The organism is Kitasatospora sp. NPDC092948 (genome assembly GCF_044754805.1).
Taxonomy (GTDB): domain Bacteria; phylum Actinomycetota; class Actinomycetes; order Streptomycetales; family Streptomycetaceae; genus Kitasatospora.
Genome location: NZ_JBIVPU010000018.1, coordinates 15,179 through 37,570, shown reverse-complemented (window position 1 = coordinate 37,570; position 22,392 = coordinate 15,179). Strand labels below are relative to the sequence as shown.

The 22,392-nt window shown below is 75.6% G+C and carries 5 protein-coding genes; all 5 read left to right on the top strand.

Translation table 11 applies throughout. The features are described 5' to 3' along the window. The 5 genes from ACIQF6_RS32670 (at window position 1) to ACIQF6_RS32650 (ending at window position 22,339) form a co-directional block, all read left to right on the top strand. Window positions 1-4,779, top strand: coding sequence for a type I polyketide synthase (locus ACIQF6_RS32670; RefSeq protein ID WP_400901587.1), 4,779 nt, complete (start codon window positions 1-3; stop codon window positions 4,777-4,779). Beyond that, window positions 4,776-8,117: an amino acid adenylation domain-containing protein gene (locus ACIQF6_RS32665; RefSeq protein WP_400901585.1), complete on the top strand. Its 3,342-nt coding sequence runs from the start codon at window positions 4,776-4,778 to the stop codon at window positions 8,115-8,117. Before ACIQF6_RS32670 ends, ACIQF6_RS32665 begins: the two co-directional genes overlap by 4 nt. Further along, complete coding sequence (locus ACIQF6_RS32660; protein WP_400901583.1) at window positions 8,117-13,663, top strand: SDR family NAD(P)-dependent oxidoreductase; 5,547 nt, start codon at window positions 8,117-8,119, stop codon at window positions 13,661-13,663. The genes ACIQF6_RS32665 and ACIQF6_RS32660 overlap by 1 nt, the downstream gene beginning before the upstream one ends. Next, on the top strand, window positions 13,660-21,474 hold the full coding sequence (locus tag ACIQF6_RS32655) for an amino acid adenylation domain-containing protein (RefSeq protein WP_400901581.1): 7,815 nt from the start codon (window positions 13,660-13,662) through the stop codon (window positions 21,472-21,474). The genes ACIQF6_RS32660 and ACIQF6_RS32655 overlap by 4 nt, the downstream gene beginning before the upstream one ends. Before the next feature lie 82 nt (window positions 21,475-21,556). Further along, window positions 21,557-22,339, top strand: coding sequence for a thioesterase II family protein (locus tag ACIQF6_RS32650; RefSeq protein ID WP_400901579.1), 783 nt, complete (start codon window positions 21,557-21,559; stop codon window positions 22,337-22,339). Window positions 22,340-22,392: the final 53 nt, after the last annotated feature.

Here is a 22,392-nt window from a genome sequence, read left to right as displayed (position 1 = left end):
ATGACCGCGACGAACGACACCCTCAAGCGCGCCTATCTGACCATGGAGAAGATGCAGCGCCGCATCGACGAGCTCGCCGGCGCCGGCGCCGAGCCCATCGCGGTGGTCGGCCTGGGCTGCCGGTTCCCCGGCGGCGCCCTCGACGCGGACAGCTACTGGGAGGTGCTCCAGCAGGGCATCGACGCGGTGAGCGAGATCCCCGCGGACCGCTGGGACGCCGACGCCTTCCACCACGAGGGCGAGCCGCGCCCGGGCCGGATGGCCACCCGCTGGGGCGGCTTCCTCGACCAGGTCGACCGCTTCGACCACGACTTCTTCGGCATCTCGCGCCGCGAGGCCCTGCTGATGGACCCGCAGCAGCGGATGAGCCTGGAGGTGACCTGGGAGGCGCTGGAGAACGCGGGCATCGCGCCCAGCTCGCTGGCGGGCTCCCGGACCGGCGTCTTCATGGGCGTCTCCAGCTGGGACTTCGCCACCGAGCACCTGCGCGGCCCGCTGGACTTCAGCGCCTACGCCAGCACCGGCTCGGCGCACAGCGTGCTCACCGGCCGGCTCTCCTACGTGCTCGACCTGCGCGGCCCGAGCGTCGCGGTGGACACCGCCTGCTCCTCCTCGCTGGTCGCCGTCCACCAGGCCTGCCAGGCCCTGCGCAACCGCGAGTGCGACACCGCCCTGAGCGGCGGCGTCAACGCGGTGCTGTCGCCGCTGCCCAGCGTCTCGTTCACCCAGTTCGGCCGGATGGTCTCGCCGGACGGCCGCTGCAAGGCCTTCGACGCCGACGCCAACGGCTATGTCCGCAGCGAGGGCTGCGGCGTGGTGGTGCTCAAGCGGCTGTCCGACGCCGAGCGCGACGGCGACACCGTGCTGGCCGTGATCCGCGGCGGCGCCGTCAACCAGGACGGGCGCAGCGCCGGCCTCACCGCCCCCAACGGCTCCGCCCAGCGCGACGTGGTGCGGGCCGCGCTGTCCGCCGCGGGCGTCCGGCCGGAGCAGGTCTCGATGATCGAGGCGCACGGCACCGGCACCCTGCTCGGCGACCCGATCGAGGTGGAGGCACTGGCCGACGTCTACGGCCGGCCCGAGGGCAGCCCGGTCTACCTGGGCTCGTGCAAGACCAACATCGGCCACCCGGAGGCGGCGGCCGGCATCGCGGGCCTGATCAAGGTGATCCTGGCGCTGCGCAACGACGAGATCCCCGGCACGGTGCACTTCAAGAAGCTCAACCCGAACGTCTCGTTCGACGGCACCACCTTCGAGGTGCCCACCGGCCGCACCGCCTGGCCGGCCACCGGCGGCCCCCGGACCGCGGGCATCAGCGCCTTCGGCTTCAGCGGCACCAACGCGCACCTGATCGTCGAGCAGGCCCCGGACCGCCCGGGGACCGGGCCGGACGGGCAGGACGGGCAGGACGGCGCGGACCGCCCGCTGTCCGTGCTGCCGCTGTCCGCCAAGAGCGACGCCGCGCTGCTGCGCCTGGCCGAGCGCTACCGGGAGCGGCTCACCGCGCCCGACGCCGCCCCGCTGGCCGACCTGTGCCACTCGGCCGCCACCGGCCGCTCGCACTTCCGCCACCGGCTGGCCGTGGTGGGCGCCGACCGCGCCCAGGCCGCCGACCGGCTGGCCGAGCTGGTGAAGGACGGGCTGCCGGCGACCGCCGCGACCGAGCCCTCCGAGGTGGTCTTCCTCTTCACCGGCCAGGGCCCGCAGCGCCCCGGGATGGCCCGGGCGCTCTACGAGCAGCAGCCGACGTTCCGCAGGGCCGTCGACCGCTGCGACGAGATCCTGCGCCCGATGCTGGACCGCCCGCTGCTCTCCTACCTCTACCCCGAGGAGCAGGACCGCGAGCTGATCCAGCGCACCGGCTACGCCCAGCCCGCGCTGTTCGCCGTCGAGTTCGCCATGTCCGAGATGTGGCGCTCGTGGGGCGTCGAGCCGGGCGCGGTGCTCGGGCACAGCCTCGGCGAGTACGTCGCCGCCTGCGTGGCCGGCGTGATGAGCCTGGAGGACGGCCTGATGCTGGCCGTCGAGCGTTCCCGGCGGATGGAGTCGCTGTCCGGCACCGGCGCGATGGCCACCGTCTTCGCCTCCGAGATGGAGGTCGCCGAGGTGCTGATGGAGATCGCCGACGACCCCGACCGGATCGCCGTCGGCGCCGTCAACGGCCCCGCCAACACCACGATCTCGGGCGCCGCCGAGCTGGTCGACCTGGTCTGCGCGCACTTCACCGCGCTCGGCGTGCAGGCCAAGCGGCTGCACATCACCACCGCCTCGCACTCCCCGCTGATGGAGCCGATCCTCGAACCGCTGCGGCAGGCCGCGCTGCGGGTGGACTTCCGGCCGCCGCAGATCCCGCTGATCTCCAACGTCACCGGGGAGCTGTGGGACTGGGCGGAGGCCCCGGACGCCGAGTACTGGGTGCGGCACGCCCGCCGCGCGGTGCGCTTCGCCTCCGGTGTCGGCACCCTGCGCAAGCTCGGCTACCGCACCTTCGTCGAGATGGGCCCGGCGCCGACCCTGCTCGGCCTGATCAGCGACAGCCTGCCGGCCGACGACGACACCCTGCTGCTGCCCAGCCTGCGCCCCAAGCACGACGACTGGGAGGTGCTGCTGAACAGCGTCGCCGAGCTGTACACCCGCGGCGCCGACCTGGACTGGCAGGGCTTCGACCGCGACTACCGGCGCGCCCGGGTCGCACTGCCCGGCTACCCGTTCGAGCCCACGTCGTGCTGGCGCGAGCGCCGCCCCGCGGACGCGGCGGACGCGGACGCCCCGGAAGGCGCCGAGGAGCCGGCCGCCGAGCACGACGAGGCGGACGACGACAGCCTGCTGTACCGCCTGGCCTGGCGCCCCGTCGCCGAGGCCGACGCCGAGGCCCCGGCCGCCGACGCCCGCGGCTGGGTGCTGCTGGCCGACGGCTCCGGCTTCGCCGAGCAGCTCGCCGAGGCCGCCGCCGGGCGCGGCGAGCCGTGCGTCCTGGTCCGCTCCGGCGCCGGCTACCGGCATGCCGCCGGGTCCGGCAGCGCCGAGATCCGCGCCGACCGGCCGGCCGACCTGGTCCGCCTGCTGGACGAACTGACGGTGCCGCAGGGCGGCCGCGTCGAGGTCGTCCAGCTGGCCGGCCTCGACGCGCAGGACCCGGCCGACGGCCGGTGGACCGGCGTGCTGGACGCCGTCCGCACCGCGCAGGCGCTGGACGGCCGGGCGGCCCGGCTCTGGCTGGTCACCCGCGGCGGCGTCCGGGTCGGCGGCGAGCCGACCGGTCCCGCCCCGCTGGCCGCCGCCCTGTGGGGCCTGGGCCGCTCGCTCCAGGCCGAGCAGACCGCCGCCTGGGGCGGCCTGGTCGACCTCGACCCGCGGCAGCAGCCGGCCGAGGGCGCCGAGCAGCTGCTGGACGCCGTCGTCCGCCGCGACGCCGACGGCGAGGACCAGGTCGCGCTGCGCGACGGGGTGCGGCACGCGGCCCGGCTGGTCCGGGAACCCGCCGAGTCCGGCCCGGCCCGGCCGGTCCGCTGGCGCCGGGACGCCTCCTACCTGATCACCGGCGGTCTGGGCGGCGTCGGCCTGGCCACCGCCCGCTCGCTGGCCCGGGCCGGCGCCCGGCACCTGGTGCTGGTCGGCCGCTCCGCCGTGCCGCCGCGCGCCGAGTGGTCCGAGCTGCCGGCCGGGCACCCGTTCGCCGACCGGGCGGCCGCGGTGCGCGAACTGGAGGCGCTCGGCGCCGGCGTCCGGCTGGTCTCGCTGGACATCGCCGACGAGGCCGCCGTGCAGGCCTTCCTGACCCAGGAGGAGCGCGAGGGCCGCCCGCCGATCCGCGGTGTGCTGCACGCCGCCGGCATCGGCGCGATGGTGCCGCTCGCCGAGCTGGACGCCGCCGAGCTGGACCGCCAGCTGCGCCCCAAGGCGCTCGGCGCCTGGGTGCTCCACCGGGTCTTCGCCCAGCGCGAGTTGGACTTCTTCGTGCTGTGCTCCTCGACCAGCGCGGTGCTCAGCTCCCCGTACGTGGCCGCCTACGCCGCCGCCAACGCCTTCCTCGGCGCGCTCGCCGAGCTGCGCCGGGCCGACGGCCGGCCGGCCCTGACGATCGACTGGGGCATCTGGGAGAACACCGGCATGGCCGCCCGGAAGGCCGAGGAGACCGCCGGTCAGAGCCGCGGCATGGGCACCCTGCGCCCGGCCCAGGCCGTGCGGGTGCTGCACCGGCTGCTCGGCCGCGACGCCGCCCAGCTGGCCGTGGTCCCGGTGGACTGGGAGGAGTGGGGCCGCCGCTACCAGGAGGTCTCCGGCTCGCACCTGCTGGCCGAACTGGTCGGCGCCGCCGACGGTCCGGCGTCCTCCCGGCCCGCCCGGCGCGGCGCCCCGGTGCTGCCGGGCCGCGAGGAGCTGGCCGCGCTGCCCGCGCCGGAGCGCTCCGGCGTGCTGGCCGCGCAGCTGCTGGCCGCAGTGGCCTCGGTGCTCGGCGCGAACCCCGAGGCGCTGGAGCCGCAGGCCGCGCTGATCGACCTCGGCCTCGACTCGCTGATGGCCGTGGAGCTGCGCAACGCCATCGTCCAGGCGCTCGGCATCAACCTGCCGATCTCCGACTTCCTCAAGGGCGCCACCGTGCGCTCGCTGGCGGAACGCCTGGTCGCCGAGGCGCTGGCCGGCGACGAACCGGCCCCCGCCGCCCCGGCGATCGGCCGCGCCGCCCGGCTGGAGGACCTGGCCGACCAGTTGCTCGCCGAGATCGACAGCCTGCCCGAGCTCTCCGCGGAGGCTCCGGGCCGAGGAGAGACCCGATGACCGACACCCTGGACACCAAGCTCGACGCGCTGCGGCGCAAGCTGGCGGCACTGCCGCCGGAGCAGCGCGCCAAGTACGAGCGGCTGCTGGAGGAGCAGGCCGAGGCGGGCGCCGTCTTCCCGCTGTCCGTGACGCAGCAGGGCATCTGGTTCTTCGAGCAGCTGCGCCCCGGCAACCCGGCCTACACCATCCTGGGCGCGGTGCGGCTGCGCGGCGCCCTGGACACCGCGGTGCTGCGCTCGGCGGCGGCCGAGGTGGTGCGCCGGCACGAGTCGCTGCGCACCGTCTTCGCGCTGCGCGACGGCCGCCCGGTGCAGCAGGTCCGGCCCGAACTGCCGCTGGACTTCGCCGAGTTGCCCGCCGCCGACGGGCAGCCGCTGGAGGCGGCGATCGCCGCGGCCGTCGACGGCCCGTTCGACCTGGCCGCCGGCCCGCTGCTGCGGCTGCGGCTGCTGCGGCTGGGCCCGCAGGACCAGGTGCTGGCCGTGGCCATGCACCACCTGGTCTCGGACGGCTGGTCGATGGGCCTGCTGATCACCGAACTGGGCACCCTGTACGACGCGTTCGCCGCCGGCCGGCCGTCCCCGCTGCCGGCCCTGCCGATCCAGTACGGCGACTTCGCGGCCTGGCAGCAGAAGCAGGCCGAGACCGCCGACCAGGCCGAGCACCTGGCCTACTGGCGCGAGCATCTGGCGGGCGCCCCGGCGCAGTTGACGCTGCCCACCGACCGGCCGCGCCCGTCGGTGCAGGGCTTCGACGGCGCCTCCTGCCCGGTGGAGCTGGAGCAGCCGCTGATGGCCGGCCTCACCGCGCTCGGCCGGGCGAACGGCGCGACCACCTACATGGTGCTGCTGGCGCTCTTCCACGTGCTGCTGCACCGCCACAGCGGCCAGCAGGACGTGGTGGTGGGCGTGCCCACCGCCGGCCGGGAGCGGGCCGAACTGGAGCCGCTGATCGGCTTCTTCGTCAACACCCTGCCGGTCCGGGTCGGCCTGGACGGCGACCCGTCGTTCGCCACCGTGCTGGGCCGGGTGCGGGAGGCCTGCCTCGGGCTGTACGCGCACCAGGACGTGCCGTTCGAGCGGCTGGTGGAGGAGCTGCGCCCGGAGCGCGACCTCAGCCGCCCGCCGATCTTCCAGAGCTGCTTCTCCTACCAGGACGACCCGGTGGCGGCCCGCCCGATCGGCGGGCTGCGGCTGGAGCGCCTGGAGCTGCCCGCCCAGGGCGCCCGGTTCGACCTGGAGTTCCAGTCCTTCACCCGGGACGGCGCGCTGAGCGGCTGGTTCGAGTACGACCGCGACCTGTTCGAGCCGGCCACCATGGCCCGGATGGCCGGGCACTTCCGGCGGCTGGCCGAGCTGGTGGTCGCCGCCCCCGACACCCCGGTCGCCGAACTGGAGCTGCTGGACGCCGAGGAGCGCCGCCAGGTGCTGGCGGCGGGCAGCGGCGCCGCCACCGAGTGGCCGGACGCCGGCTGGATCCACGAGATCGTCCAGGAGCAGGCGCACCGCACCCCGGACGCCGAGGCGGTCCGCTTCGAGGGCGAGAGCCTCAGCTACGCGGCGCTCAACCAGCGCGCCAACCGGCTGGCGCACACCCTGATCCGGCTCGGCACCGGCCCCGACTCGCTGGTCGGCGTGGCCATGGAGCGCTCGGTCGAACTGGTGGTCGCGCTGCTGGCGGTGCTCAAGGCGGGCGGCGCGTATGTGGCGCTGGACCCGGGCCTGCCCGCCCAGCGGCTGGCCGGCATGCTCGAGGACGCCCCGGTGCCGGTGCTGCTCACCCAGCGCCATGTGCGCGGCCGGCTGCCGGACACCGGCTCCGCGACGGTGCTGCTGGTCGAGGACCACGCCACCGACGGCGCCGACACCGACCCGAACGTCGAGCTGTCCGGCGAGCACGCCGCGTACGTCATCTTCACCTCCGGCTCCACCGGCCGTCCCAAGGGCGTGGTCAACGTGCACGCCGGGATCCGCAACCGGCTGCTGTGGATGCAGGACGCCTACCGGCTGGACGGCACCGACCGGGTGCTGCAGAAGACGCCGTTCTCCTTCGACGTCTCGGTCTGGGAGTTCTTCTGGCCGCTGATGGCCGGCGCCACCCTGGTGGTGGCCCGCCCGGACGGGCACCGCGACCCGGCCTACCTGGTGCGCACCGTCCGCGAGGAGTCGGTGACCACCGCGCACTTCGTGCCGTCCATGCTGCAGGCGTTCCTGCAGGAGCCGGGCGTCGAGGAGTGCACCGCGCTGCGCCGGGTGGTGTGCAGCGGCGAGGCGCTGCCGCGCAGCCTCCAGGACCGGTTCTTCGCCCGCTCCGGCGCCGAGTTGCACAACCTGTACGGGCCGACCGAGGCCGCCGTGGACGTCACCGCCTGGGCCTGCCGCCCGGGCGACGACCCGCGGCCGGTCCCGATCGGCCGCCCGATCGCCAACACCCGGATGTACGTGCTGGACCGGGCCCTGCGGCCGGTCCCGCCGGGCGTCGCCGGGGAACTGCACATCGCGGGCGTCAACCTGTCCCGCGGCTACCTCGGCGACCCGGAGCGCACCGCGGAGCGGTTCGTCGCCGACCCGTTCGACCCCGCGCCGGGCGCCCGGCTCTACCGGACCGGCGACCTGGCCCGGTTCCGCTCCGACGGCGCCATCGAGTACCTGGGCCGGCTCGACCACCAGGTCAAGCTGCGCGGGCTGCGGATCGAGCTCGGCGAGATCGAGTCCGTGCTGACCGGCCACCCGCAGGTCCGCGAAGCCGTGGTGACGGCCCGTCAGCAGGCGGCCGGGGACGTCCGGCTGGTCGCGCACCTGACCGCCGAGGGCGACGCCCCGGCGACCGGCGACCTGATCTCCTTCCTCAAGGAGCGGCTGCCCGAGTACATGGTGCCGTCCGCCTTCATGGTGCTGGAGGCCTTCCCGCTGACCACCAGCGGCAAGACCGACCGCAAGGCGCTGCCCGAACCCCCCGCCGACCGGCCGGAGTTGGCGAGCAGCTACACCGCGCCCGGGGCCGGCCTGGAGGAGACCCTGGCGGGCCTGTGGCGCGAACTGCTCGGCGCCGCCCGGGTCGGCCGGGACGACAGCTTCTTCGACCTCGGCGGCCACTCGCTGCTGATGGTCGAACTGCGCGCCCGGCTGGCCGCCGACCTGGGCCACCAGCTGTCCATGGTGGAGCTGTTCCAGCACCCCACGGTCGGCTCGCTGGCCGGTTACCTGGAGCGCTCCGGCCGGCAGGACGACGCCCGGCTGAACGCGGCCCGCGACCGCGCCACCGACCGCCGCAAGCGCGCCGCCGTACGCCGCGGCCGCGCCGCCACCCCCGCAACTGACGCAAGTGACAGGTGATGGACGTGTCCGAGACTGACTTCACGCACGACGAGCAGGACGAGCACATCGCCGTCATCGGCATGGCCGGCCGGTTCCCCGGCGCCCCCGACGTCGAGTCGCTGTGGCAGCAGCTCGCCGCGGGCCGGGAGACCGTCTCCGTCCTCACCGACGAGGAGCTGCTGGCCTCCGGGGTCGACCCGGAGCTGCTGGGCGACCCCGCCTACGTCAGGGCCAAGGGGGTGCTGGCCGACGCCGACCGCTTCGACGCCGCCTTCTTCGGTTTCAGCCCCCGCGAGGCGGAGCTGCTCGACCCGCAGCAGCGGGTCTTCCTGGAGTGCGCCTTCGAGGCGCTGGAGGCGGCCGGCTGCGACCCGCGCACCTTCACCGGCCGGATCGGCGTGTTCGCCGGCGCCAGCCTCAACTCCTACCTGCTGCGCAACCTGCCGGCCGACCCGGAGGCGCTGGAGGAGAGCGGCATCTACCGCACCCTGCTCGCCTCCGACAAGGACTTCCTGGCCACCCGGGTCTCCTACAAGCTGGGCCTGCGCGGCCCCGGCATCACCGTGCAGACCGCCTGCTCCACCTCGCTGACGGCCGTTCACCTGGCCTGCCAGAGCCTGCTGTCCGGGGAGTGCGACATCGCGCTGGCCGGCGGCGTCTCGGTGAGCAGCCCGCTGGCCGGCGGCCACCTCCACGAGCAGGGCGGCATCCTCTCCGCCGACGGCCACTGCCGCCCGTTCGACGCGGCGGCCGGCGGCACGGTGGCGGGCAACGGCGCCGGCGTGGTGGTGCTGCGCCGACTGGCCGACGCCCGCGACGCCCAGGACGCCGTCCAGGCCGTGGTGCTGGGCAGCGCGATCAACAACGACGGTGCGCTGAAGGCCGGTTACACCGCGCCCAGCGTCGACGGGCAGGCCGAGGTGATCGCCGAGGCGCTGGCCGTCGCCGGGGTCGCGCCGCGCACCGTCGGCTACGTCGAGGCGCACGGCACCGGCACCGCGCTCGGCGACCCGATCGAGATCGCCGCGCTGACCCAGGCGCACCGGCTGCACCCCGAGGCCACCGACGAGACCGGCTACTGCGCGCTCGGCGCGGTCAAGGGCAACGTCGGCCACCTGGACGCCGCCGCCGGCGTCACCGCGTTCATCAAGGCGGTGCAGGCGCTGCGGCACCGGGCGATCCCGCCGATCGTCAACTTCGACGAGCCCAACCCGGGCCTGAAGCTGGAGTCCGGCCCGTTCTACGTCCCCACCGAGCTGCGGGACTGGCCGGCCGCCGCCGAGCACCCGCGCCGGGCCGGGGTGAGCGCCTTCGGCATCGGCGGCACCAACGTGCACGTGGTGCTCCAGGAGGCCCCCGAGCCGCCCGCCGCCGCCCCCGCCGCGGCCGGGCGCGCCGAGCTGCTGACTCTCTCCGGCCGCACCCCCGCGGCCCTCGCGGCCAACGCCGGGCGGCTCGCCGAGCGGCTGGAGGCCGAGCCCGACCTGGCGCTCGGCGACGTGGCCCACACGCTGGCCCGCCGGCGCGGCTTCGAGCACCGGGCGGCCGTGGCCGCCCCGGCCGGCCCGGAGGGCCGTTCGGCGGCCGTCGCCGCGCTGCGCGGGCTCACCGGCAGGGCCGCCGCCGAGGACGCCCCGGTCGCCTTCCTGTTCCCCGGCCAGGGCGCCCAGTACGTCGCGATGGCCCACGGCCTGTACCGCGAGGAGCCCGTCTTCGCGGCCGAACTCGACGCCTGCGCCGAGCTGTTCACCGCCGAGCTGGGAGCCGACCCGCGCGCCCTGCTGTTCCCCGGCCCCGACGCCGACCCGCAGCAGGCCGCCGCCGCGCTGGCCCGCACCGAGATCACCCAGCCGGTGCTCTTCCTCGTCGAGTACGCGCTCGCGAAGTTCTGGATGTCCCGGGGCCTGCACCCGCGGGCGATGGCCGGCCACAGCATCGGCGAGTACGTCGCGGCCTGCCTGGCCGGCGTGTTCTCGCTGCCCGACGCGGTCCGGCTGGTCGCCGCCCGCGGCCGGCTGGTGCAGTCGATGCCGGCCGGCGAGATGCTCGCCGTCTTCCTGCCCGAGGCCGAGCTCGCGCCGCTGCTCGCCGAGTCGCCCGAGCTCGACCTGGCCGCCGTCAACTCCACCGTGCTGTGCGTGGCGGCCGGCCCGGCCGAGGCGGTGGAGCGGCTGCGCAGGCGCCTGGTGGCCGACGGCACCGCCTGCCGCCGGCTGCACACCTCGCACGCCTTCCACTCGGCGGACATGGACGCCGCCGTGCAGCCGTTCACCGACGTGGTGCGCACCGTCGAGCTGCGCGCGCCGCGGATCCCGTTCTGCTCCGGCCTCACCGGGAAGTGGATCACCGACGAGCAGGCCACCAGCCCCGCCTACTGGGGCGAGCACCTGCGCGGCGCCGTCCGGTTCCGCGACGTGCTGGGCCTGCTGCTCGACGACCCGGAGCTGCTCCTGCTGGAGGTCGGCCCGGGCCGCTCGCTCACCAACTTCGCCCAGCAGCACGAATCCTGGAGCCCCGAGCGGACCGCGGTCGACTCGCTGCCGCACCCCAAGGAGAGCACCGACGACCGCACCCACCTGCTGGCCGGCCTGGGCGCGCTGTGGAGCGCCGGCGCCCCGGTGGACCGCTCGGCGCTGTGCGACGGCGGCACGCTGACCGCGCTGCCCGGCTACGCCTTCCAGCGCCAGCGGTACTGGATCGAGGCGGGCCCGCGCACCGCGCCGAAGCCGCGCAGCGGGGCCCTGCCGCTCGACGACTGGTTCAGCACCCCCGGCTGGCGCCGCCTGCCGGCCGGCGCCCGCGCCGGGGACGCCACCGACGCGGTCTGGGCGGTGCTCGGCAGCGAGCAGCCGCTCGGCGCCGAGCTGGCCCGGCAGCTGGAGGCCCGGGGCGCCACCGTCCGGCGGATCGGCCGGGCCGACGGCCTGGACCGGGACGCCTGCGCCACCCTGATCCGCTCGCTGGACACCACCGGCGACGCCGCCTCGATCCGGCTGGTCCACCTGGGCGCGCCCGCCGACCCCGCCGCCGGCGACGCACTCGACGCCGACCGGCTGGCCGCCGCACGGCGGGCCGGCTTCGACACCCTGGTCACCCTGGCCCAGGGCCTGCTGGACGCGGCCCCGGCCCGCCCGGTGCTGCTCGACGTCCTGGCCCGCGGCGTCTTCGAGGTCACCGGCGACGAGCCGCTGCACCCGGAGGCCGCCCTGCTGCTCGGCCCCTGCACCGTCATTCCGCAGGAGGTCACCGGGGTCGAGTGCCGGCTGCTGGACGTCGGCGCGGGCGACCCCGCCGCGGTCGCGGCCGGCCTGCTGGACGCCGCCGCCCGCCCGGAGCCGCAGCTGGCGCTGCGCGGCCGGCACTGGTGGAGCCGCACCTTCGACGCCGTCGAGCTGCCCGCGGCCGGGGCCGGCCCCGGCGGTCTGCGGGACGGCGGCGGCTACCTGATCACCGGCGGGTTCGGCGGCGTCGGCCTGGCCGTCGCCGAGCAGATCGCCCGCACCGTGCGGCGCCCGGTGCTCGGCCTGCTCGGCCGTTCGCCGCTGGCCGCCGACGACCCGGCGCTGCACCGGCTGACCGAGCTGGGCGCCGAGGTGCTGCCGCTGCGCGCGGACGTCACCGACGCCGCGCAGACCGCCGAGGCGGTGGCCCGGCTGCGGGCCCGCGCCGGGGCGGTGCACGGCGTGGTGCACGCGGCCGGCCTGCCGTCCCGCGGCCTGCTGATGGGCAAGACCCCCGAGGACGCCGCCGCCGTCCTGGCCGCCAAGACCGTCGGCACCCTGATGCTCGACCGGGCCTGCGCGGCCGACGAGTTGGACTTCCTGCTGCTCTGCTCCTCGCTGACCGGCCTGCTCGGCGGCCCCGGCCAGAGCGACTACGCGGCGGCCAACGCCTTCCTGGACGCCTACGCGCAGTGGCGGCGCCGCTCGGGCGCCCCGGTGACGGCGGTGGCCTGGGACACCTGGCGCGGCGTCGGCATGGCGGCCGGACTCGACCAGCAGGCCGCCGCCCCCGGCGCCCCGACCGCGCACCCGCTGCTGCGCCGGCTGCCCGGCGGCGGCGACGGGACCGGCCGCGGCTACACCGGTTCGATCAGCACCGCCGACAGCTGGATCGTCGCCGACCACCGGATCATGGGCCACGGCCTGGTGCCGGGCACCGCCTACCTGGAGCTGGTCCGGGCGGCCGTCGCCGACCTGACCGGGGCGGCCGGCGTGGAGCTGCGCGACGTGCTCTTCGCCCAGCCGGTGATCGTGCCGGACGGCCAGTCCCGCTCGCTGTGGACGGCGCTCGCCGCGGACGGCGAGGAGCTGCGGTTCACCGTGCGCAGCAACCACCCCGCCACCGGGCCGATCCACGCCATGGGCACCGCCGTCGCCCTCGACGAGGCGCCGCCGGTGCGCGACCTGGCCGCGCTGCGCGCCGAGTTCGCCGAGGTGGCACCGGTCGACGACGAGAACGAGCTGAAGCGGCTCTTCAAGCTCGACCTGCTGGTGCAGGGCAACGGCATCGAGTTCACCCTCGGCCCGCGCTGGCACTGCCTGCGCGGCGCCCGGGTCACCCCGGAGCGGCTGCTGGTCTCGCTCCGCCTGCCCGAGGAGCACGCCGGCGACCTGGACGCCTACCTGCTGCACCCGGCGCTGCTGGACGTGGCCGGCGTGTCGGCCCGGATCCAGATGCCGGACAAGGGCTACTACCTGCCGTTCACCTACCGCTCGCTGAAGGCGCTGGCCCCGCTCACCGCCGACCTCACCTGCGACGTCACGCTCAAGGGCTCGCCCGACGGCGGCGAGAGCCTGACCTGCGACATCGACATGCTGGCCGAGGACGGCCGGGTGCTGGTCCGGATCATCGACTTCACCCTGAAGCGGATCAACGACCTGGACGGCATGCGCGAGCAGGTCGCCGAGGCCGTGGCCGCCGGCACCGCCCCCGCCCCGGCCGCGCCGCAACTCCCCGAGGCACTGCGGCTGCTGGCCGAGGGCATCACCGAGCAGGACGGCCGGGAGGTGCTCGCCCGGGTGCTGGCCAACCCCGAAGCCCCGGCCCAACTCGTGCTCTCCCACCGCGAGTTGTCGCAGATGCGGGAGGTGGCCCGGAGCATCACCCCGGCCCTGCTGGCCGGTGGGGACGACCTGGCCGCCCCGGCGGCCGGCCGCCACCCGCGTCCCGACCTGTCGACCCCCTACCAGGAGCCGGCGACCGACGAGGAACGCGCCGTCGCGGAGATCTGGCAGGAGGTGCTGGGCGTCGAACAGGTGGGCACCGCCGACGACTTCTTCGCCCTCGGCGGGCACTCGCTGGCCGCCGTGCAGATCGGCACCAAGATCCGCAGCCGGCTGGGCGTCCCGCTCGACCTGCGCGGCTTCTTCGAGAACCCCACCGTGGCGCACACCGTCGCCCTGCTGGCCGCCGGCGGGGCCGAGGAGGACCCGGAGGACGCCATCACGGCGCGCTCCGACGACGAGTCGGCCGACCTGGACGAGCTGTCCGACGAACAAGTGGAAGCGATGCTCGCCGAGATGCTCGCCGCCGAGACCGATGACCTGGAGGACCTGGCATGACCGACAACGTCGACCTGAGCCGGCTCACGGCCGAGCAGAAGCGCGCGCTGCTCGCCCGGAAGCTGCGCCGCAAGGCCGGCCCCAAGCGGGTGCCGGCGTCCTTCGCCCAGAAGCGCCTCTGGTTCATGGAGCAGCTCGCCCCGGGCAGCGCGGCGTACAACATCCCGGGCGCGCTGCGCGTCCACGGCGCCCTCGACACCGAGGCCTGGCGCCGCAGTTGCGCGGCGCTGGTGCAGCGGCACGAGGCGCTGCGCACCGTCTTCGAGGAGGTGGACGGCGAGCCGGTGCAGGTGATCGCCGAGTCCGGCGAGCCGGAGTTCACCGTCGTCGCCTGCGAGCACCTGCACGGGCCGGACGGCGAGGAGGGCATCAAGGAACTGGCCCGCGCCGAGTTCGCCCGCCCGTTCGACCTGCGGCACGGCCCGCTGCTGCGGATCACCCTGCTGCGCCTGGCCGCCGAGGAGCACGTGCTGCTCCTCACCATGCACCACATCGCCGGCGACCTCTGGTCCACCTCGGTCGCGTTCCGCGAACTGGTGGCGTTCTACCGCGAGTTCAGCACCGGCGAGGACGCCGGGCTGCCGCCGCTGAAGATCCAGTACCCGGACTACGCGCTCTGGCAGCGCGACCGGCTGGCCGGGGACGCCCTCGGCCCGCAGCTGGAGTACTGGCGCACCACCCTGCACGGCGCGCCGCCGATGCTCGAACTGCCCACCGACCGCCCTCGCCCGGCGGTGCTGGGCAGCCGGGGCGGCTCCCGCCCGTTCCGGCTGCCGGCCGAAACCGCCGACGCCATGCGGGAGTTCAGCCGCAGCGAGGGCGCCACCCCGTTCATGACCATGCTCGCGGCGTTCCTGGTGCTGCTGCACCGCTACAGCCGGGAGGACGACATCGTCGTCGGCGTGCCGGTCGCCAACCGCGGCCGGCGCGAGGTCGAGCCGCTGATCGGCCTGTTCGTCAACATGCTGGCGCTGCGCACCGACCTCTCCGGGGCGCCGACCTTCCGCGAACTGGTCGCCCGGGTGCGGGAGACGGCACTCGGCGCCTTCGCCCACCAGGAGCTGCCGTTCGAGCGGCTGGTGGAGGAGCTCCAGCCGGAGCGCGACCTCTCCCGCTCCCCCGTCTTCCAGGTCTCCTTCATCTACCAGAACATCGAGCTGCCCCGGTTCGACGGCGTCGGCCTGCGGATGGAGACGATGGAGGTGGAGAGCGCCACCTCCCGGTTCGACCTGGTGCTGGAGGTCTTCGAGCAGCCCGACGGGCTGGGCGGCAGCCTGGAGTACAACCGCGACCTGTTCGAGCCGCAGACCGTGGACGGCTTCGCCCGCCACCTGGAGCGGCTGGTCGGGACGCTGCTGGCGGAGCCCGACCTGCCGGTCGGCCGGCTGCCGATGCTGTCCGACGACGAGAGCCGGCAGCTGCGCGAGCGCTGGAACGACACCGCCCGCGACTGGCCGCTGCCGCTCGCCGCGCACCGGCGGTTCGAGGAGCTGGCCGCCCGCACCCCGGACCGCGAGGCGCTCCGCCTGGAGGCGGCCGGCGCCCCGCTGAGCTACCGCGAGCTGAACGAGCGGGCCAACCGCCTGGCGCACCGCCTGATCGGCCTCGGAGTGGGCCGCGACGTGCTGGTCGGGATCTGCCTGGAGCGCTCGCCGGAGCTGCTGGTGGCGATGCTGGCGGTGCTCAAGGCCGGCGGCGCCTACGTGCCGCTGGACCCGGGCTTCCCCGCCGACCGGATCGCCTACACCCTGGAGGACTCCGGCCTGCGGGTGCTGCTCACCCAGCGCAGCGTCCACGACGAGCTGTTCGGCGACCTCGGGCCGCAGACCGGCGCCGAGGTGCTCTGCCTGGACGAGCTCACCGCCGAGCTCACCACCGGGGCCGCGCCCGACCCCGGCGTCGCGACCGGCCCGGACGACCTGGCCTACGTCATCTACACCTCCGGCTCCACCGGCCGCCCCAAGGGCGTGCAGATCCCGCACCGGGCGCTCGGCAACTTCCTCCACTCGATGGGCGAGCGCCCGGGCCTGGCCGCCGACGACGTGCTGCTCGCGGTGACCACCGCCGCCTTCGACATCGCCATGCTGGAGCTGCTGCTGCCGCTGGTCACCGGCGCCCGGGTGGTGCTGGCGCGCCGCGGGAGCGCCGCCGACGGCGGCCGGCTGGCCGCCGAACTGGCCGCCTGCGGCGCCACCGTGATGCAGGCGACCCCGGCGACCTGGCGGATGCTGCTGGACGCCGGATGGACCGCCGGGCACGGCCTGACCGCCCTGGTCGGCGGCGAGGCGCTGCCCGCCGAGCTGGCCGCCCGGCTGCTGGCCACCGACGCCACCGTGTGGAACATGTACGGCCCCACCGAGACCACCATCTGGTCCTCGGTCTCCCACGTCGACGGCGGCCCGATCTCGATCGGCGAGCCGATCGCCAACACCACGCTCCAGGTGCTGGACGCGGCCGGCGGCCCGGTCCCGGTGGGCGTGCCCGGCGAGCTGTGCATCGGCGGCGACGGCCTGGCCCGCGGCTACCTGGGCCGCCCGGAGCTGACCGCCGAGAAGTTCGCCGACAGCGCCGAGGGCGAACGCCTGTACCGCACCGGCGACCTGGTGCGCCGCCGCCCCGACGGCCGGATCGACTTCCTCGGCCGGCTCGACCACCAGGTCAAGCTGCGCGGCTACCGGATCGAGCTCGGCGAGATCGAGTCGGTGCTGGCCGAACAGCCGGCCGTCGCCCAGGCCGTGGCGCTGGTCCGCGAGGACACCCCCGGCGACCAGCGCCTGGTCGCCTACCTGGTCCTGGAGGACGCCGACCCGGCCCCGGACGGGCCGACCCTGGCCCGCGAGCTGCGCGCGGCGCTGGCCGGCACCCTGCCGGACTACATGCTGCCGTCCGCCTTCCTCGTCCTGGACGCCCTGCCGCTGACCCCGAACGGCAAGATCGACCGCCGGGCGCTGCCCGCCCCCGAGGGCGGCCGCGGCGAGCTGCGGGCCCCGTACGCCGCCCCGCGCAACCCGGACGAGGAACTGCTGTGCCGGCTCTTCGCCCGGGTGCTGGACCGCGACGAGGAGGCCGCCGAGGTCGGCATCGACGACAGCTTCTTCGAGCTCGGCGGCCACTCGCTGCTGGCCACCCGGCTGATGTCGCAGATCCGCTCCGCCTTCGAGGTCGAACTGCCGGTCCGGGCGCTCTTCCAGGCGCCCACCCCGGCCAAGCTGGCCGAGCGGCTGCGCGCCGCCGCGGGCCCGGTCCGCGCGGCGCTGCTGCCCGCCGACCGCCCCGAGGTGCTGCCGCTCTCCTTCGCCCAGCAGCGGCTCTGGTTCCTGCACCGGCTGGAGGGCCCGTCGCCCACCTACAACATCCCGGTGGTGCTGCGCCTGCGCGGCGAACTGCACCCGCAGGCGCTGCACGCGGCGCTGGGCGACCTGGTGGCCCGGCACGAGGCGCTGCGCACCGTCTACCCCGACACCGACGGCGTGCCCCGCCAGCTGGTGCTGCCCGCCGCCGCGGCGGCGCCCGAGCTGCACATCACCGAGCTGACCGAGGAGGCGCTGCCCGCGGCGATGTCCCGGGCCGCCCGGCACGCCTTCGAGCTCACCACCGAACGGCCGCTCCGCGCGGAGCTGCTGGTCCTCGGCGAACGCGACCGGGTGCTGGTGCTGACGATCCATCACATCGCCGCCGACGGCTGGTCGCTGGCCCTGCTCGGCCGCGACCTCGCGAACGCCTACGCGGCCCGCTGCGACGGCGCCGCCCCGCAGTGGAGCCCGCTGCCCGTCCAGTACGCCGACTTTGCGCTGTGGCAGCGCCGGCTGCTGGGCGACGCCGAGGACCCGGAGAGCCTGCTGGCCCAGCAGTGCGCCTACTGGAGCCGGGCACTGGACGGCCTGCCGGAGCGGATCGCCCTGCCCACCGACCGCCCCCACCCGACCCGCACGTCCCGCCGCGGCAGCACGCTGGAGTTCTCCTGGGACGCCGCCCTGCACGCCGAAGTCGCCCGGGTGGCACGGGAGAACGGCTCCAGCGCGTTCATGGTGGTGCACGCGGCACTGGCCACGCTGCTGCACCGGATGGGCGCCGGCACCGACATCCCGCTCGGCATCGCGGTGGCCGGCCGCCTCGACGAGGCCGCCGCCGACCTGATCGGCTTCTTCGTCAACACCCTGGTGCTCCGCACCGATCTGGACGGCCGCCCGAGCTTCCGCGAGCTGCTGGCCCAGGTGCGCGAGCGCAGCCTGGACGCCCTGGCCCACCAGGACATCCCGTTCGAGTACCTGGTGGACCTGCTCAAGCCGTCCCGCTCGCTGGCCCACCACCCGCTCTACCAGACCGCGCTGGCCTGGCAGAACACCCCCGACGCGGAGGCCACGATGCCGGGCGTGGCGGTGCAGCGCCTCACCGTGGACACCGACTCCACCCGGGTCGACCTCCACTTCGCGCTCACCGAGCGCCGCCCGGCCGCCGACGGCTCCCCCACCGGCGTGGACGGCGTGGTGGAGTTCAACACCGACATCTTCGACCGGAGCACCGTCGAGGCCCTCGCCGAGCGGCTGGGCCTGGTACTGCGGGCCGTCCTCGCCGACCCGGACGCCCCGGTGGACGACGTCGAGGTGCTCACCGACGCCGAGCGCCGCGCCCTGCCCGGCTGGAACGACACCGCGGGCCCGGTGCCGCAAGGCACCCTGGCGGAGCTGTTCGAGGCCCAGGCGGCCCGCACCCCCGACGCCGTCGCCGTCGTCTCCGCCGACCCGGAGCAGCCCGGCGAGCTGACCTACCGGGAGCTGGACGCCGAGGCCAACCGGCTGGCCCGGCTGCTGCTCGCCCGCGGCGCCGGCCCCGGCCGGATCGTCGCGGTGTCGCTGCGCCGCTCCACCCGGCTGGTGACCGCGCTGCTGGCGGTCGCCAAGACCGGCGCGGCCTACCTTCCCGTCGACCCGGGCTACCCGGTCGAGCGGATCGACTACATGCTGCGGGACGCCGCCCCGGCGCTGCTGGTGACCCTCGGCGCGGACGCCGACGACCTGCCCGACGGCCCGGTTCCGTGCCTGCTGCTGGACGCGCCGGCGACCGTGGCGCAGCTGGCCGCGGCGGACCCGACCGCCCCGGGCGCCGGGCGGCCGACCGCGCAGGACCCGGCGTACGTGATCTACACCTCCGGTTCCACCGGGCGTCCCAAGGGCGTGCTGGTGCCGCACACCGGCCTCGGCAGCCTGGTCGCCGGGCAGGGCGAGCGGTTCGCGGTCGCCCCGGACAGCCGGATGCTCCAGTTCGCCTCGCCGAGCTTCGACGCCGCGGTGGCGGAGATGCTGGTCACGCTGCTCTCCGGGGCCGCCCTGGTGGTGGCGCCCGCCGACCGGATGCTGCCCGGCGACCCGCTGGTGCGCACCTGCGCCGACTACCGGGTCAGCCACGTCACGCTGCCGCCGAGCGTGCTGGCCGTGCTCGACCCGGCCTGCCTGCCGACCGTCACCACGCTGGTCACGGCCGGCGAGGCCTGCCCGCCGGAGACGGTCGCCGCCTGGTCGGCCGGCCGCCGGATGATCAACGCCTACGGCCCGACCGAGACCACCGTCTGCGCCACCATGAGCGACCCGCTCACCGGCGGGGCGGCCAGGCCCCCGATCGGCCGTCCGATCGTCAACGCCCGCGCCCACGTGCTGGACGAGCGCCGCCGGCCGGTGCCGGTCGGCGTGCCGGGCGAGCTCCTGGTGGGCGGCAGCGGCGTGGCCCTCGGCTACCTGGGCCGCCCGGAGCTGACCGCCGAGCGCTTCGTCGACGGCCCCGACGGGGAGCGGCTGTACCGCACCGGCGACCTGGTGCGCCGACTGCCCGACGGGCAGCTGGACTTCCTCGGCCGGATCGACGACCAGGTGAAGCTGCGCGGCTTCCGGATCGAGCCCGGCGAGATCGCCTCGGCGCTGCTGGCCCACCCGGAGATCGCGCAGGCCGTGGTGGTGGTCCGCGAGGACCGGCCCGGCGTGCAGCAGCTGGTCGGGTACGTGGTGCCGGTCGCCGGCACCGCCCCGGACCCGGCGGCCCTGCGCGGCCACCTGGCCGGGCAGCTGCCCGGCCACCTGGTCCCGGCCGCCTGCGTGCTGCTGACCGAGCTGCCGCTGACCCCCAACGGCAAGGTGGACCGGGCGGCGCTGCCCGCCCCCGAGGCCGGCGCGGCGGCCTGGGCCGAGCGGATCGCCCCCCGCACCGATCTGGAGCGCGCGGTCGCCGCCGCCTGGTCGGCGGTGCTGCGGGTGCCCGAGGTGGGGGTGCACGACGACTTCTTCGACCTCGGCGGGCACTCCCTGCTGGCCACCCAGCTGGCCGCCCGGCTCGGCGCCGAGCACGGGGTTCCGGTGCCGATCCGGACGCTCTTCGACCGGCCCACGGTGGCCGGCCAGGCGAGCTGGCTCGGCGAGCACCGGGACGACGCGGAGCGGGAGCGCATCACGCTCGCCGACCGCACGGCGGCCGTCCCGCTCTCCTTCGCCCAGGAGGACCTGGTCAGCTACCACCCGGTGCCGGTCGAGCACCACTTCCACAACGTGCTCACCGCCCTGGTGCTGCGCGGCGCCCTGGACCGGGCGGCGCTGCGCGACAGCCTGGACGCCATCACCCAGCGCCACGAGGCGCTGCGCACCCGGATCGGCAGCGTCGACGGCGTGCCGTGCCAGCTGGTGGACGAGGTCGGCAGCTGGCCGCTGGACGTCGTCGACCTGACCGGGCTGGACGACGAGACCCGCGAGAAGGAGCTGCGGCGGCTGCTCACCGAGCAGGAGCTCGGCTCGTTCCGGGTGGCCGAGGAGCGGCTGGTGCGCGGTGCGCTGATCGCGCTGCGCCCGGACGAGCACGTGCTGGCCCTGGTGATGCACCACCTGGTCACCGACAACTGGTCGTACGGCGTGCTGTTCCACGAGCTGCGCGAGCAGTACGCGGCCCGACTGGACGGCGCCGCGCCGCCCGAGCTTCCCGAACTGCCGGTCCAGTACCCGGACTTCGCCGACTGGCAGCAGCGCCGCCGGGCGGCCGGGGCGCTGCGCGAGCGGGCCGGGCACTGGGAGCGGCGGCTGGCCGCGCTGCCCCCGACGCCGGTCTTCCGGGCCCCGGAGCACCAGCTCCTGGAGCCGGCCACCGGCGCCACCCGCGGGTTCGCGGTGCCGGCCGCGGAGGGCACGGCGCTGGCCGAGCTGTCCCGCCAGGAGGGGGCCACCCTCTTCATGGTGGTGATGGCGGCCTTCCAGCTGCTGCTGTCCGGCTACGCCGACCGGGAGGACATCACCGTCTCGTTCCCGGTGGCCGGCCGGGAGCAGCCGGAGACCGAGAACATGATCGGATTCTTCGTCAGCCACCTGCTGGTCCGCACGGATCTGGCCAAATCGCTGACTTTCCGCCAACTTGTCGGCCGGGTGCGGGAGGAGACCCTCGACGCCTACGCCAACCAGGGGGTTCCGCTCTGGCACCAGGAGGGCATCCGGGAGCGCGGCCGGGATCCGTTCTCGATCTCGTTCAATCTGCTCAACGCCACTGTTCCGGCACTGGAGTTGCCCGGCCTGACCGCCGCCCCGCTGGACCTCCGGATCGGCGACGACTACGTCTTCCCGGAGGTCATCATCGACATGGAGGCGTCCGCCGTCGACCTGGCGCTGATCCTCCGCTGCTTCGACGACGGATCCCTGCGCGGCATGTGGCTCTACGGCCTGGACGTGATCGACCCGCGGACGATGGCGGCGATGATGCGTCAATGGCATGTTCTGCTCAGCGCATTGGCGGCCGACCCCGATCGGCGACTGGCCGAACTGATCAAGGAAATTCGGCAGAGCTGATCCACCGTCAATGGTTCGTTTACTATTCTTTTACCGTTCGTCCCGGCGGGTTCCCCCCGCCGGGACGGACCGGAGGTGATCGATGTACCCCGTCCCCGCCCCCGCACGGTCCGCCGCCCTCGCCGACACCCCGCGACAGCTTCCGCCCGGCCGGGTCCGGCTGCTCTGCCTGCCGTACGCGGGCGGAGCCGCCTCGCTCTACCGGGGCTGGGGCGCGCTGGCCGACGACCGGGTCGAGGTCTGCCCGGTGGAGCTGCCCGGCCACGGGCGCCGGCTGGGCGAGAGCCCGGTCTCCCGGCTGCGGCCACTGGTCGCCCTGCTGGCGAACGAGCTGACGCCGGTGCTCGACCAGCCGTTCGCGCTCTTCGGGCACAGCATGGGCGCCCTGCTGGCGTTCGAACTCTGCCGGGAGCTGCGGCGGCGCGGCGCGGCCGCGCCGGAGCACCTGTTCGTCTCCGGCGCCTCGGCGCCGGACGCGCCGCGCACCCGTCCGCTGATCCACGCGGCCACCGACGAGGAGGTCAAGCGGGAGCTGCGGTTCCTCGGCGGCACCCCGCCGGAGCTGCTGGACAACCGGGAGCTGATGGAGCTGATGCTGCCCACCCTGCGGGCCGACTTCTCCGTGCTGGAGACCTACCACTACCGCCCGGAGCCCCCGCTGACAGTGCCGATGACCGTCTTCGGGGGCACGGCGGACCCGTCCGTGCGGCCGCAGGCACTGCACGGCTGGCGGTCCCAGACCGACGCCCGGGCCCGCTTGGAGATGCTGCCCGGGGACCACTTCTTCCTGCACACCTCGGTGGTCGAGATCCTCGGCGCCGTCGCCGGGGCTCTGGACGCCGACCCGGTCGGCAACCTGGCGTAGCGCACGCCGGGTCGGCGGGTCCGTCCGCGGCGGGCCCGCCGGCCCGGCGGCCG